Annotated in this window: 12 protein-coding genes; 4 read left to right on the top strand and 8 right to left on the bottom strand. The window is 67.7% G+C overall.

Annotated elements, in window-relative coordinates; all coding sequences use genetic code 11:
* Position 1: 1 nt before the first annotated feature.
* Both ABE423_RS13745 and ABE423_RS13740 read left to right on the top strand, forming a co-directional pair.
* Entirely contained in the window at positions 2-1,348 is a 1,347-nt protein-coding gene (locus ABE423_RS13745; RefSeq protein WP_010486624.1) for a dihydroorotase, read from the top strand.
* On the top strand, positions 1,348-2,196 hold the full coding sequence (locus ABE423_RS13740; RefSeq protein WP_180866268.1) for a M23 family metallopeptidase: 849 nt from the start codon (positions 1,348-1,350) through the stop codon (positions 2,194-2,196). The genes ABE423_RS13745 and ABE423_RS13740 overlap by 1 nt, the downstream gene beginning before the upstream one ends.
* A gap of 105 nt (positions 2,197-2,301) precedes the next feature.
* On the opposite strand, the gene ABE423_RS13735 is transcribed toward ABE423_RS13740, so the two are convergent.
* From ABE423_RS13735 to efp, 5 genes are all read right to left on the bottom strand, one after another.
* Positions 2,302-3,006: a squalene/phytoene synthase family protein gene (locus ABE423_RS13735; RefSeq protein WP_049460737.1), complete on the bottom strand. Its 705-nt coding sequence runs from the start codon at positions 3,004-3,006 to the stop codon at positions 2,302-2,304.
* Positions 3,007-3,017: 11 nt separating this feature from the next.
* Complete coding sequence (locus tag ABE423_RS13730) at positions 3,018-3,713, bottom strand: phosphoglycolate phosphatase (RefSeq protein ID WP_125895510.1); 696 nt, start codon at positions 3,711-3,713, stop codon at positions 3,018-3,020.
* Positions 3,710-4,426, bottom strand: a complete 717-nt coding sequence (gene ubiG / locus ABE423_RS13725) for a bifunctional 2-polyprenyl-6-hydroxyphenol methylase/3-demethylubiquinol 3-O-methyltransferase UbiG (RefSeq protein ID WP_346486425.1) — start codon at positions 4,424-4,426, stop codon at positions 3,710-3,712. Before ubiG ends, ABE423_RS13730 begins: the two co-directional genes overlap by 4 nt.
* A 24-nt stretch (positions 4,427-4,450) precedes the next feature.
* Positions 4,451-5,794, bottom strand: coding sequence for a TRZ/ATZ family hydrolase (locus tag ABE423_RS13720; RefSeq protein ID WP_014037873.1), 1,344 nt, complete (start codon positions 5,792-5,794; stop codon positions 4,451-4,453).
* A gap of 197 nt (positions 5,795-5,991) precedes the next feature.
* Entirely contained in the window at positions 5,992-6,558 is a 567-nt protein-coding gene (gene efp, locus ABE423_RS13715) for an elongation factor P (protein ID WP_014037874.1), read from the bottom strand.
* A 96-nt stretch (positions 6,559-6,654) separates the two neighbouring features.
* On the opposite strand from efp, the gene epmB reads away from it, so the two are divergent.
* Positions 6,655-7,695 carry an EF-P beta-lysylation protein EpmB gene (gene epmB, locus ABE423_RS13710; protein ID WP_132810512.1) on the top strand — a complete coding sequence of 347 codons (1,041 nt, stop codon included), beginning with the start codon at positions 6,655-6,657 and terminating at the stop codon, positions 7,693-7,695.
* 73 nt (positions 7,696-7,768) lie between these two features.
* On the opposite strand, the gene ABE423_RS13705 is transcribed toward epmB, so the two are convergent.
* From ABE423_RS13705 to ABE423_RS13695, 3 genes are all read right to left on the bottom strand, one after another.
* Positions 7,769-9,895, bottom strand: coding sequence for an EAL domain-containing protein (locus ABE423_RS13705; RefSeq protein WP_132810513.1), 2,127 nt, complete (start codon positions 9,893-9,895; stop codon positions 7,769-7,771).
* The gene (locus tag ABE423_RS13700; RefSeq protein ID WP_032952775.1) at positions 9,892-10,794 is read right to left on the bottom strand and encodes a phosphate/phosphite/phosphonate ABC transporter substrate-binding protein; all 903 of its coding nucleotides are present in this window, start codon (positions 10,792-10,794) and stop codon (positions 9,892-9,894) included. The genes ABE423_RS13705 and ABE423_RS13700 overlap by 4 nt, the downstream gene beginning before the upstream one ends.
* Before the next feature lie 76 nt (positions 10,795-10,870).
* The gene (locus ABE423_RS13695; protein WP_049423915.1) at positions 10,871-11,641 is read right to left on the bottom strand and encodes an RNA methyltransferase; all 771 of its coding nucleotides are present in this window, start codon (positions 11,639-11,641) and stop codon (positions 10,871-10,873) included.
* Positions 11,642-11,761: 120 nt separating this feature from the next.
* Here ABE423_RS13695 and ABE423_RS13690 point away from each other — a divergent pair, with 120 nt between their 5' ends.
* Positions 11,762-12,589 carry an inositol monophosphatase family protein gene (locus ABE423_RS13690; RefSeq protein ID WP_049401244.1) on the top strand — a complete coding sequence of 276 codons (828 nt, stop codon included), beginning with the start codon at positions 11,762-11,764 and terminating at the stop codon, positions 12,587-12,589.
* The last annotated feature ends 421 nt before the right edge of the window (positions 12,590-13,010 follow it).

Here is a 13,010-nt window from a genome sequence, read left to right as displayed (position 1 = left end):
CATGTCCTCCACCCTCATCACCAACGCCCGCATGGTCAACGAAGGCCGCACCTTCGACGGCGACCTGCGCATCGAGAACGGCCGCATCGCGCAGATCGGCAACGGGCTGGCGCCGCGCGACGGCGAGCAGGTGGTGGACGCAGCCGGACGCTGGTTGCTGCCTGGCATGATCGACGACCAGGTGCACTTCCGCGAACCGGGCCTGACCCACAAGGGCGACATCGCCAGCGAATCGGCGGCTGCGGTGGCCGGTGGCCTGACCAGCTTCATGGACATGCCCAACACCAATCCGCCGACACTGGATTCGACCATTCTCGAAGCCAAGTACGAACTGGCGCGCGGCCGCGCCTGGGCCAACTACGGCTTCTACCACGGCGCCAGCAATGACAACCTGGACGCCATCCGTGCCCTGGACCCGAAGAAGGCCCCGGGCGTGAAGGTGTTCATGGGCGCCTCCACCGGCAACATGCTGGTGGACAATCCGGAAACGCTGGACGCGATCTTCCGCGAATGCCCGACGCCGATCATCACGCACTGCGAAGACACGCCGATGATCGACGCCAACCTGAAGGCCTTCCAGGAGAAATACGGCGACGCGCTGACCCCGGACATGCATCCGGACATCCGCTCGCGCGAGGCCTGCATCAAGTCGACCCGCCTGGCGATGTCGCTGGCGCGCAAGCACGGCACCCGCCTGCATGTGCTGCACATCTCCACCGCCGATGAGCTGGCGCTGTTCGAGAAGGGCCCGCTGATCCGCGCCGACGGCAGCCGCAAGCAGATCACCGCCGAAACCTGCGTGCACTTCCTGCACTTCGCGCGTCCGGACTATGCGACCAAGGGCAACCTGATCAAGTGCAACCCGGCGATCAAGGAAGTGTCCGACCGCGAGGCGATCACCGCCGCGCTGGCCGACGACGTGCTGGACGTGCTGGCCACCGACCACGCGCCGCACACCTGGGAAGAGAAGCAGAAGCCCTACGCACAAGCGCCGTCGGGCCTGCCGCTGGTGCAGTACGCGCTGGTGGCCGCGCTGGAGCGCGTGCACGAAGGCAAGCTGACCCGCGAGCAGGTGGTGCAGAAGTTCGCGCATGCGCCGGCACAGCTGTTCGACGTGGAAGAACGTGGCTTCCTGCGCGAGGGTTACTTCGCCGACCTGGTGCTGGTCGAGGACGTGCCGTTCACGGTCAAGCGCGAGGACGTGCTGTCCAAGTGCGGCTGGTCGCCGTTTGAAGGCACGACCTTCCGTTCGCGCGTGGCCTCCACCTGGGTCAATGGCCAACTGGTGTGGGACGGCAGCAAACTGGTGGGCGAGCCGGCCGGCCAGCGCATGACCTACGACCGCTGATGCGCTCCGCACTTCTGATCGGGGCGCTGCTGGTGGCCGCGCCCCTGTTCACCGCACCGTCGGCGCAGGCACAGGACGGCATCGGCAGCCTGATCGACAGCCGCGTGGTGTTCCCGGCCAGCGCATCGCAGGGCGCACTGGTGATCGGCAAGGTACCCGCCGGCAGCCGCGTGCAGTACGCCGGCCGCCAACTGCGGGTGAGCGGCTATGGCAGCGTGGTGTTCGGCATCGGCCGCGACGAGAAGGGTCCGCTGCGCGTGCAGGTGCAACGCCCTGATGGTGGCAGCGAGACCGCGACCATTGCGGTGACCCCGCGCGACTGGCCCACCGAGCGGGTCAACGGCGTGCCGCCGAAGACGGTCAACCCGCCGCCGGCGATTGCCGAGCGGATCAAGCGCGAACAGGCACAGGTGACCGCCGCGCGTGCCCGCGATGACGATCGCACCGACTTCACCCAGACCTTCATCTGGCCGGTGCAGGGCCGCATCAGCGGCCGCTTCGGCAACGCACGCGTGTACAACGGACAGCCCGGCGCAGGTCATTCCGGCATGGACATCGCGGTACCGACCGGCACGCCGGTGAAGGCGCCGGCGGCCGGCATCGTCACCTTCGCCGGCCCCGACCTGTACCTGACCGGCGGCACGCTGCTGCTCGACCACGGTTTCGGTGTCAGCTCCAACTTCCTGCACCTGTCGCGCATCGACGTAAAAGTTGGCGACCGTGTGGAACAGGGCCAGGTGATCGCTGCGGTCGGCGCCACCGGTCGTGCCACCGGCCCGCACCTGCACTGGGGCATGAACTGGTTCGATACCCGTATCGATCCGCTACTGGTACTGGAACGCAAGTAACGCGCGCAATGCGCTTTGGTGGGTGCCAACCTTGGTCGGCACAACCTCACAGAGCGTGCGGACCAAGGTCCGCACCCACCAGAAGCAGTCAACAGCGCCGATCGATCAACCGCGCGCAGCCCACCACACACGCAGCAGGGTGCGCACCGGGGTCGCTTCAATCGGCTTGCCTGCGGCCTGCGCGGCAACGCGTGCACGCGCCAGGCTGGACCACACGCGGCGCGGGCGCGGGCCGGGCACGCGGCTGCCCCAGCCCTTCAACAGATGCTGCGCCCAGCGCTGTGCGGCCGTGCTGGCATCACCATCCAGCAGGCTGCGCGGCACACCGGCTACGCCGGCATCCTGCAGGCGCTGGGCCAGAGTCTGCAGCTGCACTGCGCGACCGGCGCCGGTGCGCGGCTTGTCCGCGAACAGGGCTGCCTCCACCGCGGCCACGGCCTCTGCGTAGTTCGCCAGCGCGCGCTCGGCGCCGGCCGCATCCAGCGCGACCGTGCGCGCTTCAACCAGATCCGGAAGTGCTTCGGCCAGCTGCGCCCACGGCGCACGCACCGGCTCCAGCAGGCGGCCCAGCGGATGGCGCGAACGATGCGCGGCCCAGCTGCGCAGCTCCTCGCCCCACCATGCCAGCTTGGCGTCGGCCGGCAACGGGTCGCCGCTGGTGTTGAGCATGTCGTCGAATTCCTGCAGCAGCGCGAACCACGCCACCGCAAGCTCGCGTTGCGATTCGGCCACGAACGGGGCGGCCACCGACCATTCCGGCCAACGGCTGCGCCACTTGTCGAGGAAACTGTCCAGCGCGGTACTGCTCACTACGTGATTCCTTACGGCTGGGCCGGGGCTGCCGGCCGGGTCGGCCAGAGACTGGCCAGTTGCAGAAGTGCGGCGTTCTCGACCAGCACGTCGGCCTGCCAGGCCAGCGGATCGTCGCTGTGCAGGCGATAGCCCCACAACGCCGCCACCGACGGCATGGCCGCGGCACGCGCGGCGATGATGTCGCGCTCGTCGTCACCCACGTACACGCAGTCTTCGGCGGCAATGCCGATGGCCTGCGCGGCGTGCAGCAACGGCAGCGGATGCGGCTTGCGTTCGGCCAGGCTGTCACCACCCACCAGTACCGCACAGCGCTGCTGCCAGCCGTGCTGCGGCAGGATCAAGCGCGCCAGGTATTCAGGCTTGTTGGTGACAATGCCCCACACCGTACCGGCGTCGTCCAACGCGGCGAGCATGCCGGCCACGCCATCGAACAGCACTGCGTGCTGGCCGATCAATGCTTCGTAGCGCTGCAGGAATTCCGGGATCAGCGCGTCACGTGCGGCAACGTCCAGTTCCGGGAACGCAGCCGAGACCATCGCCCGCGAGCCCTTCGACACCACCGGGCGCAGCGCGGCCGGATCGATGGGTGCGCGTCCACGCTCGGCCAGCATCGCGTCGCAGGTGGCGACGAAGTCCGGCGCGCTGTCCAGCAGGGTGCCGTCCAGATCGAACAGCACCGCGCGCGGGAAGCGGGCCGCGGTCATGCCGGCTTGACCGCGTAGGCCAGGTAGTTGATGTCGGTACGGCTGCTCAGGCGGGCCTGGTTGCGCCACGGCTCGTAGGCCATGCCGCTGACATCCACCAGCTGCATGTCGGCCTCGCGCAGCCAGCGCGCCAGCTCGGCAGGCTTGATGAATTCCTGGTAGTGGTGCGTGCCCTTGGGCAGCAGCCGCGCCACGTACTCGGCGCCGACGATCGCCACCGCGAAGGCGGCGGCGGTGCGGTTGATGGTCGACAGGAACAGGTGGCCGCCCGGCTTCAGCAGGCGCTTGCAGGCCTCGATGATCGCGCCCGGGTCGGGCACGTGCTCGAGCATTTCCATGCAGGTGACCATATCGAAGCTGCCCGGCTGCTCGGCGGCCAGATCTTCGGCAGCCTGCACCCGGTAATCGACCTTGGCGCCGCTTTCCAGCGCATGCAGGCGCGCGACCTTGACCAGTTCCGGGGCCAGGTCGATGGCGGTGACGTCAGCACCGGCCTGGGCCAGCGCTTCACTCAACAGGCCGCCACCACAACCGATGTCGAGCACGCGCGCACCGCGCAGCGGCACGCGATCGGCCACGTACTGCAGGCGCACCGGGTTCAGCGCATGCAGCGGCTTCTGCGGGCCGTCAGCGTCCCACCAGCGGTTGGCCAGCGCGGCGAACTTGTCCAGCTCGGCCTGATCGAAATTGGAGGAAGCGTGGGGGGCAGTCATGAGGGGTCCTTGCGGCGCCGGGGTTCAGGCGCGGATATGACGGATGCGCTCGCGCCACTGGCGCGCGTTGGCGATGATGCCCGGCAGGTCCATGCCGACCAGCTCGCGCTGCACCAGCTTCGGCTTGCCGGCAATCCAGACGTCGCTGACCTGCTGGCGGCCGGTGGCGTACACCAGCTGCGACAGCACGTTGTGCAGTGGCTGGGTCTCCAGCGCGGACAGGTCGACGCAGACCAGATCGGCCTGCTTGCCGACTTCGATGGAACCGATGCGGTCGCCGAAGCCCAGTGCGCGGGCGCCACCCAGGGTGGAGGCGCGCAGCGTGGTCGCCGCATCGAGCGCGGTCGCATCGTCGGCCACGGCCTTGGCCAGGATCGCCGCGGTGCGGTTCTCGCTGAACATGTCCAGGTCGTTGTTGCTGGCGCAGCCATCGGTGCCGATGGCCAGGTTCACGCCGGCGCGCTGCAGGGCGCAGGCCGGGCAGAAACCGGAGGCCAGCTTCAGGTTCGATTCCGGGCAGTGCACCACGCTGACGCCACGTTCGGCGCACAGGTGGATTTCCGCATCGGTCAGCTGGGTCATGTGCACCGCGATCAGGCGGTCGTTGACCAGGCCGAGCCGATCCAGCCGCGCCAGCGGGCGCTGGCCGTGCAGCTTGATCGAATCGTTGATCTCCTGCGCGGTCTCGTGGGTGTGCAGGTGCACCTGCATGTCGAGCTGGTCGGACAGCATCCGCACCCGCTCGAAGTTGGCATCGTTGACCGTGTAGGGCGCATGCGGCGCGAACGCGGTGCCGATCAGCGGATCGGTGCGCCACTGGTCGTGCAGTTCACCGGCCTTGGCGAAGTATTCGTCATCGGTCTTGGCCCAGGCGGTGGGGAAATCGATGATGACCGCGCCCACCAGCGCGCGGAAACCGTGCTTCTTGTAGACCGCGGCCTGCACGTCGCCGAAGAAGTAGTTCTCGTTGGCACAGGTGGTACCGCCGCGCAGCATCTCGGCGATGGCCAGGGTGGTGCCGTCGGCAACGAATTCGGGGCCAATCACCGCCGCTTCCACCGGCCAGATGTGCTGCTGCAGCCAGGTCATCAGCGGCAGGTCGTCGGCGACGCCGCGCAGCAGCGTCATCGGGTTGTGCGTGTGCGCATTGACCAGGCCCGGCATCAGGGCAGCCTCGGGGCGGCTCACCACCTGGGTGGCGCGGAACCGTGCGCGCGCCTCGGCACGCGGCAGGATGGCCACGATTTCACTGCCACGCACGGCAACGGCATGGTCTTCCAGCACCACCGCGTGCGGCTCGATCGGAACGACGTAACCGGCTTCGATGAGCAGGTCGCAGGCTTCGGGGAGGTGCGGGCTATCGCTCATGCGGGCTCACTGGCTGTGGGGCGAGATACTTCTGGGGGACACGCCCCTGAGTCAGGGGCTGCCGCGAAGCGGCGGGGTCTGGAGACTCGTGAAGCGGGGCCCATGATCTGCCGAAGCAGATCATGGGAGCGCCAGCGCGAATGCGATGGCGCGTACCCGGCCAGCGGCCGGCACTACCGTAATCCGGCTGCGCCGGATTACTTGACGCGTGCGGAGTATTCGCCCGAACGGGTGTCGACGCGGATCACTTCTTCCTGGTTCACGAACAGCGGCACGCGGACCACGGCGCCGGTTTCCAGGGTGGCCGGCTTGCCGCCGCCGCCCGAGGTGTCGCCACGGACGCCCGGATCGGTTTCGGTGATCTTCAGTTCAACGAAGTTCGGCGGCTGCACGAAGATCGGCTCACCGTTCCACAGGGTGACCACGCAGGACTCTTCGCCCTTCAGCCACTTCTCGGCGCCGCCCATGCCGGCCTTGGTGGCCTGGACCTGCTCGAAGGATTCCGGGTCCATGAAGTGCCAGTACTCGCCGTCGCTGTACATGAAGTTCATGTCGGTATCGACGACGTCGGCTGCATCCAGCGAGTCGGTCGACTTCATGGTGACTTCCTGGGTACGGCCGTCCTTGATCAGGCGGTACTTCACGCGGGTGAAGGCCTGGCCCTTGCCCGGCTTGACGTATTCGGTGTCGATGATGACGGCCGGTTGGTTGTTGACCAGGATCTTCATCCCGTTCTTGACGTCGTTCATGCCGTAGCTGGCCATGCGTAAACTCCTGAGTGGCAAAAACGCCGCGGGTGCGGCGAGCCGTTAGAATGGAAAGCCCACCGGATGCCGGTGGGCGACTGTTTTTCTGCCCCCATGATAACCGCAGGCCCCCTCTCCATGCAGCTTTCCGCCTTCCCACGGCCCCAGTCGCCAGGTGCGCCCGCGCGCTGGCAGCAGCTCTGGCGCCAGGCGCTGCGCGACCCGCACGCCCTGCTGGCCCGGCTGCAGCTGGACCCGGCCGCGCTGGGTGTCTCGGAGGCGGCCATGGCCCAGTTCGCGCTGCGCGTGCCGGAGGGCTTCGTGGCCCGCATGCGCCCCGGCGATGCGGCCGACCCGCTGCTGCGCCAGGTGCTGCCGATCGACGCGGAAATGCACCCGGCGCCCGGGTTCAGCTTCGATGCGGTGGGCGATGGCGCCGCCAAGAAGGCCACCGGCGTCATCCAGAAGTACCGTGGCCGCGCCCTGCTGGTCGCCACCGGCAGCTGCGCGATCAACTGCCGCTACTGTTTCCGCCGCCACTTCGACTATGGCGCGGAGAACGCCGCCAAGGGCGGCTGGCAGGAGGCCGTAGCCGCCATCGCCGCCGACCCGGACATCGACGAGGTGATCCTGTCCGGCGGTGACCCGCTGTCGCTGGCCACGCACAAGCTGGTGGAACTGACCGACGCCCTGCGCCAGATACCGCACATCCGCCGCCTGCGCATCCATACCCGACTGCCGATCGTGCTGCCGGAGCGCGTGGACGATGAACTGGTCTCCTGGCTGGGCAGCCTGCCCTGGCCGCTGGCGATCGTGGTCCACGCCAATCACGCCAATGAATTCGACGCCAGCGTGGACGCGGCCATGGCGCGCCTGCGCGGTACCGGCGCCCAGCTGCTGAACCAGGCGGTGTTGCTGCGCGGGGTCAACGACAGCGTGCAGGCCCTGCAGGACCTGAGCGAGCGCAGCTTTGCTGCTGGCGTGCTGCCCTATTACCTGCACCAGCTGGACCGGGTCGAGGGCGTGGCCCATTTCGAAGTGGACGACACCCAGGCCAAGGCGCTGATTGCCGGCCTGACCGCACGCCTGTCCGGCTACCTGATCCCCAAGCTGGTGCGCGAACTGCCCGGCGACCCGAGCAAGCGCCCGCTGTAACAAAAAAGGGGACGGAGGGAATTAAGTCGCTTATGCATTTGCGACTTAATTCCCTCCGTCCCCTTTTTTGGGGTCAGACGCCCGATTCGATCATCCGCACCACTTCGGTGGCGGTCACCGGGTGGCTCAGCCAGTAGCCCTGGCCAAGATCGCAGCCGCGCTGCGCCAGCAGCTCGAACTGTGCCTGCTGCTCGATGCCCTCGGCCACCACGGTGATGCCCAGCGCGTGGGCCATGGCGATGATCGCCGTGGTCAGCGCAAGGTCGTCGGGATCGCGCTGCATGTCGGCAACGAAGCTCTTGTCGATCTTCACGCCGTCCACGGGCACCTGGCGCAGATGACTGAGCCCGGAGAAGCCCGTACCGAAATCGTCCAGCCACACCTTCACGCCGGTGCGGTGCAGCTTGTCCAGCAGCTGCGCGGCAACCATCTCGTCGCCGATCACGGCGGTTTCGGTCAGCTCCAGGTGCAGGCGCGACGCCGGCAGCCCGGACTCATGCAGGCACTGCGCGACCAGTGCCGGCAGTTCGCCGCCACGCAGCTGCCGCGGTGACACGTTGACCGACACGAACAGCTCATCGCCCGCTGCCCCGCGCGGCCACTGCGAGGCCTCCATGCAGGCCGCACGCAGCACCTTCGGGCCGATGATCTCGATCAGGCCACTCTGCTCGGCCACCTCGATGAACACCGAGGGCGGGATCGTGCCCAGGGTCGGATGCTGCCAGCGCAGCAGTACTTCAACGCCGACCATGCGGCGGTCGCGCATGCGGAAGATCGGCTGGTAGGCCAGGCGCAGCTCACCGCGCTCCCAGGCGCCGCGCAGCTCCTGTTCCATATGCACGCGACGCTCGACCGCATGGTCCATCGCCCGGCTGTAATAGCGATAGCAGTTCTTGCCGGCCATCTTCGCCTGGTACATGGCGATGTCGCCGTTCTTCAGCAGCGTGGTCGCATCGGCAGCATCGTCGGGGAACAGGGTCACGCCGATCGAGGTACCCAGGAACAGTTCCCTGCCCTGCACCACCAGCGGCTTGCCCAGCTCGCGCACCAGCACTTCGGCCAGCAGCCGCGCATTGGCCGCCACGTCGCCATCTCCGACCAGGATCACGAACTCGTCGCCGCCGAAGCGGGCCAGCAGGGCTTCATCGCCCCCGGCCTCGGTGACCGCGCGGCCGATACGCTGGGCGAACTGCAGCAATGCCTCATCGCCGGCCTCGTGGCCAAGGGTGTCATTGACCCGCTTGAAATCGTCGATATCGGCGAACAGCAGGCCCAGCCGGTGGTTGGCGGCACGGGCCGCCATCAACCGATGATCAAGCGCCTCGCGGAATGCCAGCCGGTTGGTCAGCCCGGTCAGCGCGTCGGTATAGGCCATGCGCCGCACTTCGCGGTCATGGCGTGCGATCGCATCGCGCATCCGGGCGAAACCGCGGACCAGTTCGCCGACCTCGTCGTCGCGGGTGTTCTCGGCCAAGGGTGTCTGGTAGTCACCGGCCTCGATGCGGCGGGCGGCGACGGCAAGATCACGGATCGGCGCGACCAGGGTGCGCTGCACGTACAGGATCACCACCACGCCGATCACCACCAGCAGGCCCAGCATCAGCAGCAGCCAGCCCAGGTGACGGCTGCCAACCTGCTGCAGGCGCTCGCCCAGGGTGGCGTTGGCCGCCTGCTCGCGCTGCTGCACCTCATCCAGCGCCATGCCGACCCGGACGCCGCCAATGCGCTGGTTGCCGATCATGATCGGCATGGCGTTGTCGAGCACCTTCGGCGATTCCTGCACGACCAGCATCTGCGCGGCCGCGGCCTTGGGTGCCAGTGGATCGGCCATCGGCTGACCGAATCCAGACACCTCGACCGAGCCATCGTGTACCAGCCGGCCGCGTTCATCGAACACCAGTACATAGCGCACCACGGGCTGGCGCGCGGTACTGCGCACCAGTACGCCCACCTGGTCCAGGTCACGGTAGTACAACGGGTTGGCCAGCGCGTCGGACAGCTCACGCGCCATCGCCTCGCCGCGACTGCGCACGCTGCGGTCGAACAATTCATGGATGACGCCGCCGCTGAGGTTGCGCACCTCGCCCTGCATCGCGGCCTGCCGCCCCAACAACACCGCAAGGATCGCGATCACCACGACCATCGCCCCGCCCATCGCGAGCAGGAACCGGGCCTGCATCCCCGAGCCAAGCCACTTCATTCCACTTCCATCCGCACGCGCGTCAATCCTTGTTTCAATTCATCCAACCGCTGCTGCGCATGCGCATCGACGCGGTGGAACCCGGAAGTGCCAAAAAATCGATGCAGCGCCCCCTGTGCCTGCGGGTCGCTGGCTGCCTGCAGCAGTACTTCCTGCAGGCGATCGCGCACGCGTGGATCAAGGTCGGCGCGGACCATCTCCACCGCACGCGGGTAGGGCTCGGTGCGCAGCAGCTCGCGGAAGTCGCGCCGGAACGCTGCCGGCATCCGCCGCTCGTCGTTCCAGTCCACGCTGCTCACCGCCCCCACGTCAACCACCCCCTTGTGCACGAACGTCGCGATGTTCAGCTCGCTGCGTGCAAATACGTAACCCACACTGTCCCGGCCCGGCATGTCCCATGCTCCGGCCAGGATCTGGGGCGACAGGCCCTCCTGCAGCAACGTCATCACCGGCACCAGATAGGCACTGGTGGACGCCGTGTTCTGCAGGGCCAGGCGATGGCCCCGCAGATCCTGCACGCGCTGGATCGGGCTGTCGCGGCGCACGAAGAACACCGTCTGGTAATCCCGCACGCCGTTGCGCTCGGTCAGCAGCAGTGGACGGGCGCCACTGCGCTGGCCCAGCGCCACCGCCGTACCGGAGGTTTCCGTGACCCAGTCGACCCTGCCCCGCCGCAGATAGCTGGCCATCTGCTGCGGGTCGCGTGCCATCAGGATCCTCCCCTCCTTGATGCCAACGTCGTGCATGCGCGCCACCACGTAGTCCAGCAATGGTTGCAGTTGCTCGTAATGGGCCTTGGGATCATCGCTGATCCGGCCCAACACCAGCACCGGGTCCGGTGCTGCACGCACCGTCCCGGCCAGCAGGACCATGGCCAGGCTCAGCAGTCCCCCCTGCATTGCCTTTCGCAGACCCGACACAGGCTTCATCCCCCCTGGGTATCCGGACAGACTACCCGAAAAAATGAGAACGTCGTCAGCTGTCCTTGCCGCCTGCCTGGGCCAGTCGCGCCATGCGCTGGGTGTCGGCGAGGATGCCGCGCAGCAGGCGCACTTCCTGCTCGCTCGGCTCACTGCGCAGGAACAGGCGGCGCAGCTTGCGCATCGCCGATTCCGGGGCGCGGCCCTTGTGGAAATCGATCTCGTCCAGCGTGTCGCCAAGCTGGGCGAAGAAGCTCTCCATCTGCTCGTGGCTGGCCGCCTGTTCGCGGAAGCCGGGCTCGGCATCGGTGGCCGGCTGCGCGCCCAGCAGCTGCATGCGCGTTTCATAGGCCAGCACCTGCACGGCGGCAGCCAGGTTGAGCGAGCTGAACTCCGGGTCGGACGGGATGTGCACCGCTGCATGGCAGAGCTGCAGTTCCTCGTTGGTCAGGCCGGTGCGCTCACGGCCGAACACCAGCGCCACCTCGGCGCCCTCGCCGGCCTTGGCCACCGCGCGGGCAGCGGCATCGGCCGGCAGGTACTCCTCCAGCTGGACGCGGCGTGCGCGGGCGGTGCAGCCCAGCACCAGGCGGCAATCGGCCACCGCCTCGGCCAGGGTGGCCACCACCGGGGCATCCCCCAGCACGTCTTCGGCACCGGCCGAGCGGCGGAAGGCCTCCTCGTCCAGTGGCTTTTCGGGGGCAACCAGCACCAGGCGGGCCAGGCCCATGGTCTTCAGGGCGCGGGCGGCGGCGCCCATGTTGCCGGGGTGCTGGGTACCGACCAGGACGAATCGGAGGCGGGTGGCGGCAGGAAACTGGGACATGAACAGGGAAAAGGTCGAGCTGGACGATGACCAATGGTAAACTGTGCGGCCGGCCACTGCGCCGGACCCGCTCTTTTCCCCCGCCAGCCCTTCTCTTCTGCCTTTCCGGGAGCCCACGCCATGCAGAAACCCGCCGTAACCGTCATGGTCAAGGCCGCCCGCCTCGCCGGCAACGTCCTGTTGCGCAACATCAACAAGCTCGAGGCACTGAACGTGGTGCAGAAGGGCCGGATGGACTACGCCAGCGAAGTGGATGCGGACGCGGAAAAGGTCATCGTCAAGGAACTCAAGCGCGCCTACCCCGAATACGGTGTATTCGGCGAGGAAGGCGGCGTGCAGGGCGAGCGTCGCCACATGTGGGTCATCGACCCGCTGGACGGCACCAGCAACTACCTGCGCGGCGTGCCGCACTACTGCGTGTCGATCGCCCTGGTCGAGAATGGCGAGCCGACCGATGCGGTCATCTTCGACCCGCTGCGCAATGAACTGTTCACCGCCAGCCGTGGCGCCGGCGCCGTGCTGAACGACCGCCGCATCCGCGTGGCCGAACGCAAGGATCTGGAAGGCACGATGATCCACACCGGCTTCGCGCCGCGTGAGCGCAACCGCGCCAGCGCCCAGCTGAAGGCGGTCGACGCCCTGCTGGTACACGGCGAAGACATCCGCCGCACCGGCTCGGCGGCACTGGACCTGGCCTACGTGGCCTGCGGCCGCGCCGACGCCTACTTCGAAGCTGGCGTGAAGGCGTGGGACATCGCTGCCGGCCTGCTGCTGGTCCGCGAGGCCGGTGGCAAGGTCTGCGACTTCAAGGGCGCCACCTTGGGCCGCATGGACAACCGCGGTCCGGAGACCCACCAGATCGTGGCCGGCAACCTGAAGGTGGCCGAGTCGCTGCAGAAGGTACTGGTCAACACCGGTTACGCGGCGGAGTTCGACGCGAAGTTCTGATCTGCGCGTAGACGCGGTTCATGGAGACGGCACCTGCGAAGGTGCCGTTTTCGTATCCGCGGTGATCGTGCTTGTCACTTTCTTTGCTCGTGCACCACGCTGCAGGAGCAGCGTGGAACGGCGTAGCCGGCCCGTAGGGTGGCGCACACGGATGTGCGTCATCAAGAAAGTAACCAAAGAAACACGCCGCCAGGTCGCGAGCCGATGCTGTGCATCGGTACCCTGCGCTCCTCGGTCCGTCGAGGGACGGTGCGGGAACTCGCTGCGCTCAGACACCCGCACCTCTTCGCCCTCGCCGGACCTGCGGTGCTCGGCTCGCTCAAGGCGGACCCAAGGTCAAATGCCACAGCTGCACCCAGTAGATCCACGCCATGCGTGGATGCTGTTGCCGTTGATCTTGACTTTCCAGTCCGCCTTGAGC

It is taken from the genome of Stenotrophomonas sp. TWI1409 (assembly GCF_039673015.1).
GTDB classification, from domain to species: domain Bacteria; phylum Pseudomonadota; class Gammaproteobacteria; order Xanthomonadales; family Xanthomonadaceae; genus Stenotrophomonas; species Stenotrophomonas maltophilia_A.
This window is presented reverse-complemented; position numbering and strand designations above follow the sequence as displayed.

Coding starts and splice junctions, on each gene's coding strand:
- ABE423_RS13690 (WP_049401244.1), top strand. CDS start 11,762: ATGCAGAAACCCGCCGTAACCGTCATGGTCAAGGCCGCCCGCCTCGCC.
- epmB (WP_132810512.1), top strand. CDS start 6,655: ATGATAACCGCAGGCCCCCTCTCCATGCAGCTTTCCGCCTTCCCACGG.
- ABE423_RS13745 (WP_010486624.1), top strand. CDS start 2: ATGTCCTCCACCCTCATCACCAACGCCCGCATGGTCAACGAAGGCCGC.
- ABE423_RS13695 (WP_049423915.1), bottom strand. CDS start 11,641: ATGTCCCAGTTTCCTGCCGCCACCCGCCTCCGATTCGTCCTGGTCGGT.
- ABE423_RS13730 (WP_125895510.1), bottom strand. CDS start 3,713: ATGACCGCGGCCCGCTTCCCGCGCGCGGTGCTGTTCGATCTGGACGGC.
- ABE423_RS13720 (WP_014037873.1), bottom strand. CDS start 5,794: ATGAGCGATAGCCCGCACCTCCCCGAAGCCTGCGACCTGCTCATCGAA.
- efp (WP_014037874.1), bottom strand. CDS start 6,558: ATGGCCAGCTACGGCATGAACGACGTCAAGAACGGGATGAAGATCCTG.
- ABE423_RS13740 (WP_180866268.1), top strand. CDS start 1,348: ATGCGCTCCGCACTTCTGATCGGGGCGCTGCTGGTGGCCGCGCCCCTG.
- ABE423_RS13700 (WP_032952775.1), bottom strand. CDS start 10,794: ATGCAGGGGGGACTGCTGAGCCTGGCCATGGTCCTGCTGGCCGGGACG.
- ubiG (WP_346486425.1), bottom strand. CDS start 4,426: ATGACTGCCCCCCACGCTTCCTCCAATTTCGATCAGGCCGAGCTGGAC.
- ABE423_RS13705 (WP_132810513.1), bottom strand. CDS start 9,895: ATGAAGTGGCTTGGCTCGGGGATGCAGGCCCGGTTCCTGCTCGCGATG.